At 54.8% G+C, this 16885-nt stretch carries 22 protein-coding genes and 1 pseudogene; 12 read left to right on the top strand and 11 right to left on the bottom strand.

The window, feature by feature from the left end:
• Positions 1 to 190: 190 nt before the first annotated feature.
• Both BLW38_RS15850 and BLW38_RS10165 read left to right on the top strand, forming a co-directional pair.
• Complete coding sequence (locus BLW38_RS15850; protein WP_177167478.1) at positions 191 to 457, top strand: hypothetical protein; 267 nt, start codon at positions 191 to 193, stop codon at positions 455 to 457.
• A 112-nt stretch (positions 458 to 569) separates the two neighbouring features.
• Entirely contained in the window at positions 570 to 998 is a 429-nt protein-coding gene (locus tag BLW38_RS10165; protein ID WP_092817140.1) for a DUF5518 domain-containing protein, read from the top strand.
• 4 nt (positions 999 to 1002) lie between these two features.
• Here BLW38_RS10165 and BLW38_RS15845 read toward each other — a convergent pair whose 3' ends face one another.
• Positions 1003 to 1182 carry a hypothetical protein gene (locus tag BLW38_RS15845; protein WP_143040852.1) on the bottom strand — a complete coding sequence of 60 codons (180 nt, stop codon included), beginning with the start codon at positions 1180 to 1182 and terminating at the stop codon, positions 1003 to 1005.
• Between the two features lie 152 nt (positions 1183 to 1334).
• Entirely contained in the window at positions 1335 to 2447 is a 1113-nt protein-coding gene (locus BLW38_RS10160) for a peptidase (protein ID WP_245710151.1), read from the bottom strand.
• Between the two features lie 120 nt (positions 2448 to 2567).
• On the opposite strand from BLW38_RS10160, the gene BLW38_RS10155 reads away from it, so the two are divergent.
• From BLW38_RS10155 to BLW38_RS10145, 4 genes and pseudogenes are all read left to right on the top strand, one after another.
• Positions 2568 to 3080, top strand: a complete 513-nt coding sequence (locus BLW38_RS10155; protein ID WP_245710149.1) for a hypothetical protein — start codon at positions 2568 to 2570, stop codon at positions 3078 to 3080.
• A gap of 91 nt (positions 3081 to 3171) precedes the next feature.
• Positions 3172 to 3558, top strand: coding sequence for a hypothetical protein (locus tag BLW38_RS10150; RefSeq protein WP_092817138.1), 387 nt, complete (start codon positions 3172 to 3174; stop codon positions 3556 to 3558).
• Positions 3559 to 3574: 16 nt separating this feature from the next.
• On the top strand, positions 3575 to 3796 hold the full coding sequence (locus BLW38_RS16520; RefSeq protein WP_245710147.1) for a hypothetical protein: 222 nt from the start codon (positions 3575 to 3577) through the stop codon (positions 3794 to 3796).
• Positions 3797 to 3823: 27 nt separating this feature from the next.
• A pseudogene (locus BLW38_RS10145) lies at positions 3824 to 4402 on the top strand (DUF6159 family protein); the annotation flags it as partial.
• 836 nt (positions 4403 to 5238) lie between these two features.
• On the opposite strand, the gene BLW38_RS10135 reads toward BLW38_RS10145, so the two are convergent.
• Both BLW38_RS10135 and BLW38_RS10130 read right to left on the bottom strand, forming a co-directional pair.
• Positions 5239 to 5646 carry a hypothetical protein gene (locus BLW38_RS10135; RefSeq protein WP_092817136.1) on the bottom strand — a complete coding sequence of 136 codons (408 nt, stop codon included), beginning with the start codon at positions 5644 to 5646 and terminating at the stop codon, positions 5239 to 5241.
• Between the two features lie 132 nt (positions 5647 to 5778).
• Positions 5779 to 6693 carry a hypothetical protein gene (locus BLW38_RS10130; protein WP_092817135.1) on the bottom strand — a complete coding sequence of 305 codons (915 nt, stop codon included), beginning with the start codon at positions 6691 to 6693 and terminating at the stop codon, positions 5779 to 5781.
• Positions 6694 to 7053: 360 nt separating this feature from the next.
• Here BLW38_RS10130 and BLW38_RS10125 point away from each other — a divergent pair, with 360 nt between their 5' ends.
• The 3 genes from BLW38_RS10125 (at position 7054) to BLW38_RS10115 (ending at position 9305) form a co-directional block, all read left to right on the top strand.
• Positions 7054 to 7863, top strand: coding sequence for a DUF7847 domain-containing protein (locus BLW38_RS10125; protein WP_092817134.1), 810 nt, complete (start codon positions 7054 to 7056; stop codon positions 7861 to 7863).
• Positions 7864 to 7950: 87 nt separating this feature from the next.
• Positions 7951 to 8403: an ArsR/SmtB family transcription factor gene (locus BLW38_RS10120; protein WP_092817133.1), complete on the top strand. Its 453-nt coding sequence runs from the start codon at positions 7951 to 7953 to the stop codon at positions 8401 to 8403.
• The gene (locus tag BLW38_RS10115) at positions 8400 to 9305 is read left to right on the top strand and encodes a hypothetical protein (RefSeq protein ID WP_245710143.1); all 906 of its coding nucleotides are present in this window, start codon (positions 8400 to 8402) and stop codon (positions 9303 to 9305) included. The genes BLW38_RS10120 and BLW38_RS10115 overlap by 4 nt, the downstream gene beginning before the upstream one ends.
• A 44-nt stretch (positions 9306 to 9349) precedes the next feature.
• On the opposite strand, the gene BLW38_RS16940 is transcribed toward BLW38_RS10115, so the two are convergent.
• Positions 9350 to 9670: a DUF7521 family protein gene (locus BLW38_RS16940; protein WP_449404968.1), complete on the bottom strand. Its 321-nt coding sequence runs from the start codon at positions 9668 to 9670 to the stop codon at positions 9350 to 9352.
• Entirely contained in the window at positions 9667 to 10014 is a 348-nt protein-coding gene (locus BLW38_RS10110; protein ID WP_080508658.1) for an ArsR/SmtB family transcription factor, read from the bottom strand. The genes BLW38_RS16940 and BLW38_RS10110 overlap by 4 nt, the downstream gene beginning before the upstream one ends.
• A 148-nt stretch (positions 10015 to 10162) precedes the next feature.
• Between BLW38_RS10110 and BLW38_RS16835 the strand changes: the two genes are divergently transcribed.
• Positions 10163 to 10513: a DUF4870 domain-containing protein gene (locus BLW38_RS16835; RefSeq protein WP_092817131.1), complete on the top strand. Its 351-nt coding sequence runs from the start codon at positions 10163 to 10165 to the stop codon at positions 10511 to 10513.
• A 222-nt stretch (positions 10514 to 10735) separates the two neighbouring features.
• Positions 10736 to 11014: a hypothetical protein gene (locus tag BLW38_RS10100; protein ID WP_092817167.1), complete on the top strand. Its 279-nt coding sequence runs from the start codon at positions 10736 to 10738 to the stop codon at positions 11012 to 11014.
• Between the two features lie 223 nt (positions 11015 to 11237).
• Here the strand turns inward: BLW38_RS10100 and BLW38_RS10095 are convergent, their stop codons facing one another.
• From BLW38_RS10095 to BLW38_RS10080, 4 genes are all read right to left on the bottom strand, one after another.
• Complete coding sequence (locus BLW38_RS10095) at positions 11238 to 12101, bottom strand: ABC transporter permease (protein ID WP_092817130.1); 864 nt, start codon at positions 12099 to 12101, stop codon at positions 11238 to 11240.
• Positions 12098 to 13030, bottom strand: coding sequence for an ABC transporter ATP-binding protein (locus BLW38_RS10090; RefSeq protein WP_092817129.1), 933 nt, complete (start codon positions 13028 to 13030; stop codon positions 12098 to 12100). Before BLW38_RS10090 ends, BLW38_RS10095 begins: the two co-directional genes overlap by 4 nt.
• On the bottom strand, positions 13027 to 13890 hold the full coding sequence (locus BLW38_RS10085; RefSeq protein WP_092817128.1) for an ABC transporter permease subunit: 864 nt from the start codon (positions 13888 to 13890) through the stop codon (positions 13027 to 13029). The genes BLW38_RS10090 and BLW38_RS10085 overlap by 4 nt, the downstream gene beginning before the upstream one ends.
• Before the next feature lie 269 nt (positions 13891 to 14159).
• Positions 14160 to 14348, bottom strand: a complete 189-nt coding sequence (locus BLW38_RS10080) for a hypothetical protein (protein WP_143040851.1) — start codon at positions 14346 to 14348, stop codon at positions 14160 to 14162.
• 220 nt (positions 14349 to 14568) lie between these two features.
• Here BLW38_RS10080 and BLW38_RS10075 point away from each other — a divergent pair, with 220 nt between their 5' ends.
• Complete coding sequence (locus BLW38_RS10075; protein WP_092817126.1) at positions 14569 to 15621, top strand: CNNM domain-containing protein; 1053 nt, start codon at positions 14569 to 14571, stop codon at positions 15619 to 15621.
• A 37-nt stretch (positions 15622 to 15658) separates the two neighbouring features.
• Here the strand turns inward: BLW38_RS10075 and BLW38_RS10070 are convergent, their stop codons facing one another.
• Entirely contained in the window at positions 15659 to 16522 is an 864-nt protein-coding gene (locus tag BLW38_RS10070) for a hypothetical protein (RefSeq protein WP_245710142.1), read from the bottom strand.
• Between the last annotated feature and the right edge of the window lie 363 nt (positions 16523 to 16885).

Genomic DNA, 16885 nt, shown 5'->3' with positions numbered 1-16885 from the left:
ATAAATCAGGACTCGGATGAGACGACGATTTCGGTGAATCACGCGGTTTCGATTGTTGTCCTTGCGAGTGCTATTGGTGGGGTTGTTGGGTATCTCTTTACTGTTCATCTCGTTGCATCATTCGCGTCTGAACTCGAAGCAGTCTGGCTGACAACCGTCGTGTTTGCGAGTGTCGGGTTGTATCTGTGGGGTGTATCTCGATAATAGTCTTGGCCGCCTCGGAACGACCTTCAGTAACAAAAGACCGATTACGGAAACAGCAGTACCGGAAATTATGAACGGCTGGTCTCTCCAAGATTCAGTTGGCATCCTTATCGTCCTTGGGATAACGCTTTCTGCGGCTCAGGCTGTTGAAGGCATCGCGCAGGCACTTATCGTGTTCGTTGGTGTCGTCATCGCATTACTGTGGATACTGAAATTCTTTTTTGAAGGCTACACAGACGCGATTACATCGTAGACATAGTGAGCAAGAATTGAAGCTACTATCTACTCCCAGATTCGAATGGATAGCTTCGAGATCAGTTTGAGTCAGCGGAGCGAATATATGCTTCTTTTTTGAATTAGGCAGTATGGATCTCGATTGGTTGTTCGACGAGGATCTGCCAACGTATGTGTATGCGCTTTTCGGCGGCGTGGTCGGTATTCTGGCGGTGACAGTACATAATCTGTTTATCGGGTCAGAATCGTATTATCACCTCTCTGGAGTGATTGTCGGCAGTGGTTTCGCCGGATTTCTCGCCGCGAACGGATCGGGGCATTTCAAAAGAGCGGGTATGGGTGCCGGTATCCTCGGAACGGTTCCCGCCTTTGCGTGGTCGTCTGACTTTCTACGAGGCTGGTTTATCACGTCGGCTTCCGAGGGTGGACAGATATTTGCGGTCGTGCTTCTGTGTTTTCTTATTCTTGCCACGGGGATGTTGGGGACACTAATCGGCGTATTTGGCGGTTTCTTCGGCGGATGGGTCGCTAAGAAAACCAATCCCGAGATCAGTGGGTAAGATCTCAAAAATAGGTTCCAAGACTCAGCCCGATTGCAGTACCGGCGGCGATTTTCGCACAGGTTTGCCAAGACTGCGAGCTGAAACTGTAGAAGAGGAATCCAACGGGGACTGATCCGAGCGCCGCCGCAGTCCAATCTGGAGAATACTGGAATGGATCCGTCAAGAGGTAGAGTACAGCCATCACGACTCCACCAATGAAGGCTAAGATCCGATCCCACTGAAACTCGGACCAGTTTGGTCCATCATATGGTGTATCCATTTTGAGTAGGTCACGCTTGGAAGGCATACTTAGAACCCTGTTTTCTGGATTATGTGTTCTACGTAGCACATCAGTTATCGATCGCTGGCTGTGCGAAGCCGATCGATTCGATCCCCGAGCGCCACCTTGATAGAGAGCGGATTCGGGACTCGCCTTCGTGTTGGTTCTAAGGCGTGTACGTCGGCGTATTCGATGAGCGCATCAGCGACGATTGTCCGCCCGGCCTGTTCGGCAGCGTACTCGTCAGCTGCCCGGATTCGTCGACGGGCAAGCCAAAACCCGATAAGAACCACTCCAAGTGAGAGTCCGAGTAACGGCCACTGTGGTCCGATACCGATGACGGACGCGATGAGTGCGATACTCGCAACGAGGACAGTACCAAGCCTGATCTCGAAAACATGGGTCCGGAGTTTCCCTGCCTCGATTGCAAGCAGCGCAGTGGCTGTCTCATCGTCGAATACATCGAGAAATGTACTTGTGACGAAGAGGCGTCGGTAGTTTGGTGGCCCGCGAACGATTGTACTCGCCGTTTCTTCGTTTTCAGTATCGAGGATTCGGGCGTCTCGAACGCTGAGACCGGCCCGTGAACGGAGTTGTTCCAGTCTGTCGGCACATTCTCCAGTTGGTGTCGTCGTCGAACGAAGTAGCGGGATTACCCATGGGGACGCGTACAGCAAACCAAGTATGAGAACGATGAGTGTGAGAGCTGGGGCAAGTAGTGAGGATTCAAGCGAGAACACTTGCAACGGTGTGAGTATGACCGTGAGAAGGACGCTAAGTCCAACGATGTACCGTACCATCTTGCTGATCGCGGTGCTAGTGGAAAGTTCTAGATCACGTACTTCGCGGACACCACGTACCGTCGGGAGATACGAAACGAGCCAGATACAGCCGGCCGCGAGGAACGTGACGAACTGCGAGAGCACTCCGCCCAGCGGTTCCGGACTAGCGGGGAGCGCCGTGAGGAACGCGGCCCCAGATCCAGTGAGGGCTAACAGGCCGTACGAGAGTAATGCGTACGGGAATAGCACGGCTCCATACAGCAACCTGTACTTTCCGACGGGGTTTCGGAGCCGACGAACTACGACGGTACCGACGAGTCCGATGAGGCCGCCGATGAGCGTAAGTCCAACAAATGCGGCGATCGCGGCACTAATCGAGGGTGGCGTGGCTTGGAGGGCAGCCATACTGGTGTCTTCCTGAAACACTCACTAAAATCACTGCGATTGATAGGAAACGATAGCCGTTTCTCAAAACAGATTTTGAACGTTCCGGAGATTGACACCGTCTGCTCTTCAATGCCGTATATGACCCTCTACCAGACACTAGGTCAGTGCTCAAACAGCACCAGCAGACGCCGATACCTCGCCGCGTGTGGCGTTGGACTCTTCGGCAGCACAGCTGGCTGTACGACGATCGTGGACAGCCTTGCCGATCTCGCGTTGGGCGATGTCAATCTCTTCAACGAAACTGAGGATGTCCTTACCGGTACTGTGACTATCACCGGTCCGGGAGATGAGTCTGTCCTATCAGAATCATTTGAGTTACCACCGGAATCGGACGATGACGATACTGACGAGAACAACGACGAAGACGGTGTAACCGCCTACGAAGACGTGTGGACTGAGCCTGGCACCTATGAAGCCAGTGTCGAATTGGATAGTGAGTCCGAAGTTCAAGGAGAATCCACTGCATCAGAGTCAATCTCCATTGATAACACGTCCGAGGAGATGCTTGCCATCGCGTTCGGTATGGAAGAGGTCGATGACGCGATCGGCTTTATCGTTGGCGAGTCGTTGAGCGACTTCGCACAGGCGTGACCGGCACCATCTGTTTCACTTTTCGTTCCCATTCAAGCTGATTTTGACCCTTCCAAGTTTTTATACGTGCTATTGGTGGATCGTTCCACATATGCCCTCTATCACGCGACGAAGGACGATTGGCCTGTTCACAGGATGCGTTGCCCTCACCGCAATCGGCGGTGCTGTCGCACATACGACACAGAAGAACGCACCGCATCTGATCGTGAACAATCAAACGAAGCGCGAACTGGACATCACAACGGTCATACGCACCGTTGGTGATAGCGAGGTTCTCGTCGACGACACGGCATCCGTTCCGGCAAACGGCGATCACGGATACACTGGTCTCGCATCCAATGAGCCACTCGACGTGACGATCCGCACGGAAACCGGATTGGAGAACACGTACCGATGGGAAGAAACCGATCCAGAGAACGCATTATCCGTCGGTGTCTCCACGGACGAAATCGGCTTTGTCGTTGCAACGCCGCCCTAACTTGGTGTGATTCAATATGGCTTCGAAATACCGACGCGGCTTCGACATTACCCGTGATAGCCTGCGCGTGTTCACCCGAGAACCGAGTCTGGTACTCCTGCCGGTGTTGAGTCTTCTCGCCATTGGGAGTGCCTTCGCTGTTCTCGCAGTGGTCGTCTTCCAGCAGGGACTCATTGAGTCGCTCGTCACCAACGAGCTCTACCAGTACGGGGCGTTGTTTTGTGCGATTGCGATCTAATCGAGCCTTGCGACGTTTTTCAACGCCGCTGTGGTACACTGTGCGGCCCAACTCTTTGATGGCAACTCGACATCCGTTCGAGATGGGCTCGCCGCAGCGTGGCGTGCCCGCCGTCAGATCGCTGTGTGGGCCGTCGTCGCTGCGACGCTCGGGACGGTCCTGTACATCCTCGATGAGAAGTTCGGCGTGGTCGGAAGCCTGACGCGAGCTGTCTTCAATCTCGCGTGGGCGCTGCTGACGTTCTTCATCGTGCCAGTCATCGTCCTTGACGAGCGACGGAGTCTGCGCCGCCAGCTCCGGCGAAGTGGATCGCTTTTTCGAGACACGTGGGGTGAAAGCGTCTCCGCTACGCTCGGCGTGAGTTTCGTTTTCCTGCTCGTTGCGTTGCCCGGCGTCGCACTGGGTGCGGTGGGGTTCTTCGTGCTCGATGGCATACTCGCTACCGGGGCGCTCGTCGGTGGTGGCGTGATCATCGTCGCTGCCATCGTTGGCTCGCAGACGGCATCTGCAATCGTCCGGACCGCGCTGTATCGATACGCGACGACGGGTGAAGGGGTCGGCCCGTTCGAGGCTCGGGATCCGGACACGGTCTTCCCCGAGAGCTGACGATGCCGATCTACGACCGGGGTCCTGCTTCGGAGTACGAGGTCGTCGATCGATGGGACGACGGGATCGGGTGGATCGCACATCCGAACGAAACCGGTTGCCGGACGAGTCATGCCGTCGTTGGAGAGAACGGCGGCGTGTGGCTCATCGATCCGATCGACGCGCCACGAATTGATGAAGAGCTTTCGACGCTTGGGGACGTACACGGCGTGATCGTCTGTTCGAACTACCACGTCCGTGACGCGGACGTGTTCGCAGCACGTCACGACGTACCAGTGTACTGTCCCCCGTGGCTCTCTCGGGCGATATCTCAACTCGATGCTCCGATCGAACCGGAAACCAGTACCGTCGGTACGTCCGGATTCGAACTCCGTCGTTGCCGTCCGTTTCCGGGCTGGTCTGAAGCGATTGCCTATCGCGGATTCGACGAGACACTCTACGTTCCCGACGTACTCGGGACTTCATCGCTGTTCACCGTGGGTGAAGAGCGGCTCGGAATGTATCTCTTGTGTCGGTTCGCACCACCACGGGCCGTGTTCGAGGGGCTGTCTCCACAACAAATCCTCGTCGGACACGGCCAGGGAATCTTTGAGAACGCCTCGCCAGCTTTGAGGACGGCCCTTGATGGAGCGCGTCACCGCTTGCCTGCAGCGCTTCGATCCAATGGGTGGGGACAAATCCGGGCGCTGACAGCGGCACTTGGCGATCGAAGCTAAATCCGATTGCTGTTGAACTCTTATCCTTCAGGCATATTTCATCCGAAACAGCTGGTCGCTGAAGAGTGCATATCGCCCATTGCTGATTCGGTTGTTGGAACTGGTTTATTAACTCCGGTCTTAGCGAAAAACCGACCGCTGGCTTTTGCAGACAACGATATAGGCAGTCAGATAGGCCGCGACCCAAACTGCCGCTTGTGGCGCGGGGTTACTACCCGAGAAAGACACTCCCGACGCAAGAATAGCTATCATCCCGATGAGTCCCCACCCGATTGCAGAGGCGATAAGGACGAAGATATACTCACCCAACTGTCCAAGTGACCAATCACCCGCAACGATAGGGTATGAGCCGCCAAGTGCCAACACACCGACAAGCAGATTACTCGTCGAGGTTGAAACCGGGAATCCGAGGACCGCATTGCCGAGCGAGACCATCGGGTACCAGACGAGGATAAACCCGAGAACAGAGAGGAGAAGGTCAAGGGTCGCGGATAGCCACGAACCCAATCCTCGTTCGGCGGTTGCCATACCCGTTTTTCGTCTTGATCGTATGAGACGTTTGTGATCATAATTGAACGGTACGTAAGTCACCTGTACAGACCGCAACCAGACCAAAAGCTATCAGCTGGTGAGGACTTCAACAAGTCGTCGAATTTTCGCTCAGGGATAGACAGCTAACTCGAATTCGTACCAACTCCCGTCGTAGACCGCGTACATATTCGGAAACGTCGTATACTCTGTATACTCGCTGTGTTCCTGTACGTGGTCGGCGGCGTTGAGCTGCGTGAGAACTGTGTCGAGTCCGTCCGACATTGGTGGTGACTCTTCATAGAACCCCGAGACTGGTCGCCCGTCCGTTGCCGTGTCGAGTATCTCTATCGCCTCACTTGAGAGCGAACCCGTCGAAAAGTCGACTTCGAGAACGGTGTCGCGGACGTGTTGCTCGTATTCCGATCGGGATCTCCCAATCTGCTCGGCTGTGAACGTCCGTTCGCTCACAGGGATGGCAGTCTGCTCGGCTCGTGCCTGGAATAGATGGTCGTTGTGTTGCAGATACTCGAACGGCGGCGACGGGACGAGGTCGCTTGCTTCGGTATCGAGGTGGGAGTGATACGTGACGCCGCGTGAACCTGGCTTCTGATCACTGACATCGATCGCCGGATCTCGATCCGCCGCTGCGGCTTCCATCGCCTGCTGGAGTATCTGCTGGTCACGATCGGACAGTGACGTGACCGGTACTGTTACCGGATCAGTACTGTCGGGCTGTTCCGCATCCTGTAAGTCGAGGTAGAACTCCCACCAGTCTCGTTTGACAGTACGAATCGTCTCGACATGGATCCGGTAGTACCGATCGCCGTCCGTAGCGAACTGGGGGCGTTCCCGTGGCTCGGAGCCGAACTCGTACTCGTAGGCCAACTGGTAGTTCAGCACCGTAACCGAGCCACTCGCAAGCAGTTCGTCGTAGACTGCACGTTTGTACTCGTCAGGGTAATCGATAGCGAACTGGGCTCGGTGTCCCGCTGGATCTGTCAGTAGGAACGCCTCGTACGGATCCTCTGTTGGATACGCACTCAATCGAAAACGACTATCACCTGACGAGAGACAGCCAGCAACACTTGTGACTCCCGCTGCCCCGAGTGCCGTCAACAATGTCCGTCGAGTATAGTGATCACTCATGTACCACATCTACTACTCATCGGTGGGGTTCGAAACGGTTCTGTCTCACAGAACTGGTCGAACAATAGACGATACTGACGTAGTATCACGAGTAGCCAGTTGTCGCTGGGCGGAATTCTTCAAAACCCCGATAGCTCAAATCGAAACTGTGCTTTGCGTCGTGTCCGCGAAACAGGCGGTAGAAGGGCTCAAATAGTTAAATCTGGTTTTGATACTACGTTTGACCTAATATATGACAGTGGTAACCCCGTAGATACGATGGTCATCGTCTCCGCATTTAAAGATGGATTCACCGCACTCCGCGCGAATCCGATCCTGCTCATCGCTGGCCTGCTCGTCGGGGCAGGCAGCCAGCTGCAATACGTCGATCACCTTATCGAGTCGCCATATCTCTCGGCAGGCGTGTCGCTCGCCTGGCTGATCGTCTTTCCGTTCGTTATCGGCGGATTCATCGGCACTGCCCGAGCCGCGATCGACGGCACAGACGCATCGCTCACCCACTTTTTCACTGTAGCCCGGACTCATTACCTTCGGCTTCTCCTTGCAACGGTGGTGTTCGTGCTACTCGTGTTTGGAACCGCGATCGGATTTGGGCTCCTCGGGTTTATCCTCGGTATCGGATCGATGGCGCTCACCGTGATTCACGAGATGGCTGCATTCGTCGCAGGCGTCATCTCTGTGCTTATCTGGCTCGTGTCGATCCTCGTTGTCATTATGTTCGTGCAGTTTTACGACACGGCGATTGTCATCGAAAACAAGAGCGTTACTGATGCGTTCCGGAGAAGCGTTGGACTCGTTCGCTCGAATCTGAAAAGCGTCACTGGATTCTCCGTGGCGTGGCTCGTCCTGCTGAACGTCTTCTTCATTCCCGAATACCTGTTCCAGTTGACGATGACGGACGCTGGCCCGGCTGACGTATTACCGATCGATCTCGGGATTCCGATCGCTGTTCTGCTCCCGATCGGGATCGCTCTTTCCACGGTCGGCTTCGCGTACTTCTACACGGTGTACACGGCCTACTATATGCGATTAATCGCTGCCTCAACTGATAGTCAGGACTCAGTATGACCATCCACCAACAATTACGTACGATAGTTTCGAACAGCCATCGAACAGATCCCCGCGATTGCCGCCCACCGAAACTAGCCCAACCCTATGTCACGAATCCTTCCGACACAAACTGACGCTACTGTTGAACGAAGCGATACTCCAGCCGTCCTGAGTCTCGACGACGACGGGACGCGAGACGTGATCGAAGTATTGTCTTCCGAGACTGCCTACGAGATCTTTCGACTGCTCAACGAAACGCCGGCAACGCCGTCACGGATCGCTGATCAGCTCAATCAGAGCGTGCAGAACGTCCATTACCACTTGGAGAATCTCGAATCGGCCGGCGTGATCGAAGTTACAGACACCTGCTATTCGGAGAAAGGTCGGGAGATGAGCGTCTACGTCGTATCTGAAGATCCGACACTGCTCTTTCTCGGCACCGAGGACGATCGGCCGAGTCTCAAACGTGCGTTCAAATCCTTCGCCTCACTGCTTGGCCCACCGTCGATCCTGCTTGCCGCCGGTGAATCTATCTCCCAGTTCGTTACTGCCGAATGAGCGAACATACCGACACACCGGTCCAAAGAACTTCTACTGCCGGCGACACAACCACGGGTGACGTGGCACCGACGATCAAGGCCCGAGACGATGTCGATGGCTGTGGCTGTCTCGAATGCCGCAACATCGAGATACCCGCAACTCGTCGAAGCGTTCTCGATGCGTTAGTCTGGTCCGTTCGCCTGTTTCGATCCTATCCGTCAATCGTCGTTTTCGCGGGTGTGGTCATTTTGGCCAGACGGCTGCTCGAAACGGACAGTATCAACGTGCTTCCGATGCCTGTAATCGGCGTGGTTGAGGTCCTGACGGCGTTTGCGTTCATCATCTTGATCCGTGCCTACGTGGGAACGATAGTCGCCGGCGAACTGACCGGTGAGCCCGTCACGAGACGTGAGGGATTACATCGAAGTCTCGCTCGGACGCCATCACTAGTCGGAGTCGTCATTCTCACCGTGGTTTTGGTGATGACAGTTCCGTTCTTCGTAGCACTACCACTCTTCCTTATTGTCGGTGTGCTCCCGGTCACGCCGGTAGATATGATCAGTTTCCCCGTCGTTGCAGCGGTCGGTGGAATCACCTTTGCCGTGCCGTTTCTGTTTCTCCTGTACAAGGTCTGGTTCGCACTTGAAGCGTGTGTCATCGGCCAGTATGGCCCGCTCAAATCATTCCGCGTGAGTTGGCGCATCACGACGAACTACCGAGGGAAATTCATGCTTATCGGGGTGATCGCTATTGGAAGTGCAGCTAGTCTCTTTCTCCCAACATATCTCCCCGAGATGGGGATGAGTCTGGCCTCGTTGAACCCCGTTTTGAGCCTCATCTCATCGAGTGTCAGTGAACTACTCTCAATCGTGTGGGCAAGCGCCTACGCGCACATCTACGTCCAAGGCATCGTATCGTGAGCCGAGGCTTATGCCAGAGATTCAATTCCCTTGAATAGACTCAACTATGCTTTTTTAGATATACTGGAAGTACGTGGTGTCCAGAGACCATATAATATCAAACATAGCCCGATAGTCTGATTGATAGCACTAACTGCATAAAACGTAACTTCGTCTGCTATTGGGATTATGATTACGAATAATAACAGGAATGGTGTCAAGAGTACCAAAACAAACCCAGCAGCAATGAATAACATCGGTCGTTGACCATTCCGAAGATAGCCACGTACAGCAAGATACGCAGTACTGATACCGAGTACAAGGGCTACGATAGAAAAGGCCAACCCAACAACTGCAACTGGGTGTGATAAATCAGCCTCTATCATTGATCTCTCACTTGGTTAATAAATTCGCTAAAACGGTCGGTCATCTTTTCCCGTTTACTGATAGTCACATCAGCATTCTCTTCAGAGATACCAATCACAATCTGAGTTGGATCGGCGGTATAAGTCTGGAAATGGTGGCCGTCTTCGTCATATTCCATTTCTGTATCTAAAAGTCCATAAGACGAGAGTTTGTCTGTCCGACGATAGACCGACTGTGGTGATATATCACACACATCACTCAATTCATCAGCTGACATTGGCCGTTTCATTGTTTCTTGTAGAATTTTTCTCGAATGTTCGTCACCTAGGATCTTCAAGACATCACTCAACTCCTCATCGGTCATTGTCTCTATATGTTTATTAGGCGCATTCTACTCGCTATTGTCATTCAGACCCACATTGGGACAGATAATAAGCGGTGATTCACAGTTCGATAACTTGGAACCGTGCCTGACCCTTCTTTTCGTCTTAGTAAATATAAACAGTGTACTCATGACAGCGAACGTTACTGGAAGGAAGAGTCATAGCAATCAAAATACCACTATTGCAGCGTTGGTTCATATTGCTGGCCTTTTGTTTGGCTTTTTTGCTCTTGCTCTTGTATATTTAGCGTCCGATAATGAGTTCACGAAATCGAACGCAGCTAATGCATTAAATTGGCATATCCCGATCTCTTTGGTAGCGATCTTGGTCGTTATAATTGGTCTCGGAGTAAGTGAACTCGCCGGTGTAGCAATGGCACTACTCATAGCGACGGCAACAATCTGCTTTGCGGTAATAGCATGTATAAAAGCGTATCAAGGCCGAGCGTGGCAATATCCGATAGTCCCTCAGCTAATCTGACACCGCGTAAAGAATGCTGTGTTGAATAGCGGCTTCTGAACCGCTGTGAATTGAGACCAATCTGGAGACCAGTAGCGGTAGCCACTCATAAACCGACTCAACTTCCGACCACTCTTGATCAGCACTGCTAATCAACAGAGCAGTAAAGAAAGGCATAGACGAAACCCCACTATGCGACGGTCCATTCGGTACACCCTTTCGGCTGCTGTCGGGATCGGAGTGATGGCACTGACGTTTGTCGTCGACAACGGTCATCTCGGTCTCGTGGTGATGATTCCACTCCTATACGGGACGACGACGACATTCGCGCTCAACAACGTAGAGACGATTCGAACGATGTTTGGCGAGGGAACATCACGGAAGATTGGGATGCTTGGCGGGGGGATTGGTGCGGGAAGTACGGCCGGCCTGTTCCAGCAGTCGTTCGCGGCGGGAATCGCAGGCTACGGACTATTCGTCTTTGGGATGGTACTAGTCACCGCAGAGCTCGACAGGAACTAATGACCCGGTCACCTCACATACCTTCAGACATCCGGCAGGGTCAGAAGATAACGCGGGTATAGTGGATACGCTATCATCATGAATTCGGAATTTTACTGACTGGTCGTCCCGTCGTGCTCGTCACGGAGCGACGCATACACAACGGATTGATCGGTCAGTACATACCAAATATAAGTGAGACGACGGTAAGTCGTATCTCATACGTCGAGTCAGACTAGAAAATCTACAAGTCCCGCTGACAGTATCGACCCACTGCGAGTATAATGAGCGTGATGGGCCACGCGAATAGCGCGCAGAACGAAACTCCGTCGGAGAGGACAAGCCCACCGAGCGGAGCCTGCGGGCGAGCAGTTGCCATCACCCGCGGGATAGCGACGAGCTGATTGTGGGTGCCCGCGACCAAGAGTTGGTAGGGTTGGACGAGAAATCCCGTTCGGAGTACCGACGGGACACCCGGGTCGACTCCGAGGAACGCGAAGACGAGAAAAGGACCTAGCGAGAGAGCGATCGCCTGAGACCGCGCCGCGACCAGTGTCGAGACGGCCACCGTTGTTCCGGTCAACGACAGTGCAAACCCCACCGAGACGAGAAGGAACAAGCTGTAGCTAACCGGATCGGTGACTCCGAACTGAAACCACGACGTTAGCGCGCCCGCGATCAGACCGAGTACCACGACGCTTCCCACAACGGCCGACCGGGCGAGGAGCTTCCCACCAACGACAGCATAACGCGAGACCGGGAACGTCTGGAGTGTCCGGAGCCGACCCGCCTGAGTGTCGCCGGCGAGCGTTCCGGCTGTGAGTACGACAACGACGAGCGGGAGCAGAAGTGTCAGCACGCGACCGAGCGTGAATAGAACGACCGCGGTCGATGAGAGGGGGTCGCCGTTGGGGACCAGTGCGAGGACCGTGAGCGGTTGTCCCCCTGCTCCAGGCGGATCAGCCTGCCGAACGACGCTTACAATCGAGAGAACGAACAGGACGGCAACGGTTGGGACCGTCCAGCCACGCCGGAGCCACAAGAATTCATGTCGTGCAACGTGACCCACCTGTGCCGCCAGTCGACGAGCCGACGAACGGTCGATCACTGCTCGTCTGTGTAGGCCTCAAACACCTGTTCGAGACCAGGAAGCGATTTTTCATACGATTCAAGTCCCACGTCCGAGCGTTCGAGTGCGGCGATGACACCGGCGGTTCCCTGCTCGGCCTCACACCGCACGACAAGTACGTCCCCATCCTTAGTCACTCCAGTCACGCCGTTAAGCTCTCCAAGGAGATTGCGGGCACGGTCGATCGATCCAGTAAGCCTGACGCGGAGCGTCGCCTCGGTCCCGACGGTGCGCCGGAGAGACTCCGCAGAATCCTCTGCGACAAGCCGGCCATCATCGATGATGCCGACCGTATCACATACCGCTTCGACCTGAGCGAGTTGGTGTGTCGAGAGTAGGACGGTCGCGCCACGAGCGTGCTCCTCTCGGACGATGCGTCTCAACATCTCGATTCCGTGGGGGTCGAGTCCGGCCGCCGGTTCGTCGAGAATGATCAGGTCGGGTGCGCCGACGAGTGCCATCGCTAGTCCCAGCCGCTGGCTCATTCCCTGCGAGTACCCGCCTGCGGTGCGGTCGGCGGCGTCAGCGAGTCCGACCCGCGCTAGCGCCTCGTCAGTATCGATCGTCACGCCATTGGCGCGGGCGGCGGCGTCAAGATGTTCCCGGCCGGTCAGGCGCTCGTACGGCGTGAACCCGTCCGGCAAGATACCGGTTCGCCGGCGGATCTCGACCGGCGAGGTGCGAACGTCCATTCCGAGAATACGTACCGTCCCCTCGGTAGCGTGGACGAGCCCGATCAGAGCGTCGATAGTGGTCGATTTCCCTGCCCCGTTCGGGCCAAGCAGTCCGTATACTGATTCGGCCGGAACCGTCATCTCAAGCCCTTCAACGGCTGTGATAGAGCCGAACCGTTTGGTGAAACCGTCTGTTATGACTGCAGGTGTACAATCGTTGGATGCGTTTGTCATCGGTCAAGGTCCCCCCGTTCGTAGCCGACGGCCCCGAGCAGTGTCGGCACCACCACCCATACACACAAAACAAGGATTCTAGCCACCATAGAGCCGAACAGCGGTCGAACGTCGCCCGTCGAGTCCGCCAGCGCCTGCTGGAAGAGCGTCATCCAGTCCTCATGCAGGCCGGCCAGCGCGACGTGGAAGGCGGTCCGAGGCGCGAACACGCCGGCCTGTATGAACTGCGAAGAGAGGACCCCGCCGAGAACTAACAGGCCGACGGCAGCGACGACACCGAGTAGATACACCGCGATGGGCTCGGTCCGAAGCGTCGAGACCATCGCGCCAACCGCGACACCGCCTGCTGCATGGAACGTTAGGAGAACGGCGAATCCGAACACCACCGCCCAAGATAAATGAACCCCAGCGAGAGATGCAGCGATGACGGTACAGATCGTGAGAACAGTGACGACGACTGCGATGACCACGACCCTAGAAAGGACCAGACCAACGAACACACTCCGCCGGCTGTACGGGAATGTCTGAATCGTCCGTAGTGTCCCCTCGGCACGGGGCGTCGTGACAGTACCCACGCCGAGGAGAACACCGGCACAGAGCAATAGCGGGCCAACAAAGACCGAGGTGGCAGCATCAAGGAGCAGGACGTTCTGGCTAGGAGCGACGACCGAAAACACGCCGTCGTTTCTCAGCGACGCGTCCGGGGGGTACGCCGAGATAGAGAGGTTGTGGACGCTCCAGAACGTACAGAACAGTGTGAGACCAGCGAGTGTTCCGACCGTGCCGCGCGAGCGACGGTGTCGGCGGAATTCGAGTCGGGCTATATTTAGGAGAGCAGTAGCGGTGTGCCGACCGTTCATATTTGGAGAAGATAGACAATCAGTAAATTAGTTACTGCTCAGCGGTAGCCAGTGTTATTCTTGCTTCGAGAGCGGTGCCCGAGCAGTCGCCAGAGTGGTTGTACGACATATCGTGAGAGTAGGGTTCAGTCGAAGCTGTGGTCGGCGTACAAGCGGTTGCTGAGTGGGAAGTCCCGATTCACGTATCCACAGACTGTATTGAAACCCGCATTTTCAGACACAAAATAAGCTGAACCATTGGTCGCTAGGACGTACGAACACAACGACGGCTACTCCGGTTCGGTGGGAGTTACCTTATCAATACCAACGTAGAATACCGTGGTCAACGCGACTGTTAGAATCAATCCAACAACGATCGGGAAAAGGCCAGTCGGGTCGGGGGTGACGCCGAACGCGACAGAAAACCCGACGAAAAATCCAGGAATGACGGATATGAGACCTCGAACGAACCAGCGCATATCTACCGATCCCATCGGGTATATCATAAGGTCGTTGGGGTCGGATTATTGGTTGACCTCTGTTCTGTCAACACTCTCTGCTAATCGGTCCGAAACCCTGTGCTGATAAATTAGAGTATGAAAAATCTTTGACTACTGAATCTCAAGAGAAACGGTGGACGTGCGTTGCCTAGTATATTTCCTGTATTTATTTAGTGAGTGAGTCAGTAGCACGGGAGTGATGACCCCGCTTGAGATCTCTCTCCGTATCGCAGCCGGGTTGTTTTTGATTCTCATCAATGCGTATTTCGTTGCCATTGAGTTCGCGTTGACACGCGTGCGGCAATTCCCGGAATCAGAGTTCGATACACCAGGCCTTCGTCGAGCGTGGGAGATGACGAACGATCTCGAACTGTACCTCACCACCTGTCAAATCTGGATCTCAGGGACCAGCATTGCATTAGGGATCGTCGCTGAACCAGGCTTGGCTGCACTCTTCGAGCCGCTTTTCGAGAATACGTTCCTCGCGTCAGTTGGTGCTGGGTCGTTCCTCGGCTTCTTCCTGATCAATATGCTCCATCTGACTCACGGCGAACAAACACCGACGTACCTCGGTGTTGAGCGGTCGAAGCAGGTTGCGCGTTACGGGGCTGGCCCGCTATACTGGTTCGCATGGCTGATTTCTCCACTAATCAAATTCGGTGACTGGGTCGCAAAAGGCACACTCAAACTATTCGGTGTCGAGATGACCGGGGCGTGGCTCGAAACCGAAGAGGAAGTCCTGGAAACCCGGGCGCAGCTTCGAAATCGGCTGAATGATATGCTTGAAGAGGTTGAGGTCCCGGAAGAACGGCGTGATGAGGTACTCAACGCTCTTGATATTGATGACATCTCTATCGAGGAGATTATGGTTCCTAGTGAGGATGTCGTTGCGCTCTCAACGACGGTATCGATTGAAGAGAACTTCGACCGTATCCAACACACGCCCCACACGCGATTTCCGCTCGTTGGCGATAATCTAACTGACGTTCAGGGCATCGTATACGCGCCGTCGATCATCAATAACATCGATGGGCTCCGAGAAGGCACCGTAACCTTTGAGGAAGTTGCAGCCCCGCCGATGACACTGTCAGCGGATACGACTGTGAGCGATGCCTTCGACCAATTTCAGGCCCAGGGGCAAGAATTAGCGCTCATCATTCAGGATGGCGAAGTGGTTGGACTGCTTACCGCGACGGATACACTGGAAGCCGTGATGGGACAACTCGAAGACCCACTTGATACCGAACCGTAGGTTAGTCTCGTTTCCGACTATTGTTTCTGAAGCGTGACTACGACATCACGCGCAATCGTTGTGCTATCTGTAGCTGGCGAAGACCAACCTCGATTCCTGCCACAATAAGGAGAAGGCCGAGGTAGAGAAACCATGCGCCGAAGTACAGTGCGTGTGGGTCGTCGGGACTGGCTGTGAACTCCGCCTGCACGTCAAGCAGAATAAATGCCGTGAGTACCGTCGCTGGCGCAACCACGAGATGGCGAACTAAGAGATACAGTGGAACGGCAGCGAGGATCCACATCCCAAGGGTACTACTGACGTACAGCAGCCAGCCGAATTCACCCGAGACGGTGAGACCGAGTCGAAGTGCAAACCACAGCATCACGATCGCGTGAAGTACGCCACCGACGGTAGCAATGCGTAGCGCCTGTCCCCGTGACGCGGGGATCGAAATCAGCGGGCTCGGTGATGGTACTGCTGGAAGCCGCTTCCATCCTGTTCGAACGGTGTATTCGATCAGACCGAGAAACAGAAATCCAACCGTCCAGACAGAGGCGTTCAGCATATACCGAGCGATATACAACCCGTTCTCGACGACGATGATTCCGGTCGGCTCAGCAAGCCGTTCGACCTCTGCGACATCACGAAAGGTCGGCCCCGGTGGCGTGAGTTCCATCCCGAACACGTAGCCACTAGTCAGTATGAGGGCGATTAGTGGAGCGATTATTCGATACCGGAACACAAGCCATACTGGAACTGCAGCCACGACGACAAGACCACCATAGCGCCACCCCATCCCGAGGATCGTGTACTCGGATGGACCAATTGAATATCCGAGTGACAGTGCTACAGCGATGAGTGTTCCCGCGTGGACGAGTCCAACGAGAAGGCTGACTAGAATGGATCGGATGGGGGGCATCACATCTCTGTGCGTATCCCAGTATAAAGAAATCATATCAGCAATTACTGCTATTCAAGCGCAGTACGCCGGTAGTACCCCTGAATTTGAATAGGCGAGGGATCCAAATAGTGAATATGCCTGGGAAATCGCCGCTATCCAGGGCGGGCTGGGACATTATGTTCGGCGTGTTTTGTCTCGCTGCGGTGCTCTATGTCGGTGAGCTTTGGCAGCAGGGATTGCTAGTGGTGCTCGGCGGTACGGCTGTCGTGTATGGTCTTCAGACCGCACGCGAGGCGCGTTCACTGTGAGTGCCCTGTCAGCACCGCATTCATCTGTTTTCTGAGGGACTATCAAACGATAAGTAGACGGTGCGAAGTGAGT

The sequence above is a fragment of the Halopenitus malekzadehii genome (assembly GCF_900108505.1).
In the GTDB taxonomy this organism is placed as follows: domain Archaea; phylum Halobacteriota; class Halobacteria; order Halobacteriales; family Haloferacaceae; genus Halopenitus; species Halopenitus malekzadehii.
The sequence above is the reverse complement of the archived record's forward strand: the minus strand, read 5'-3'. Positions and strand labels throughout refer to the sequence as shown.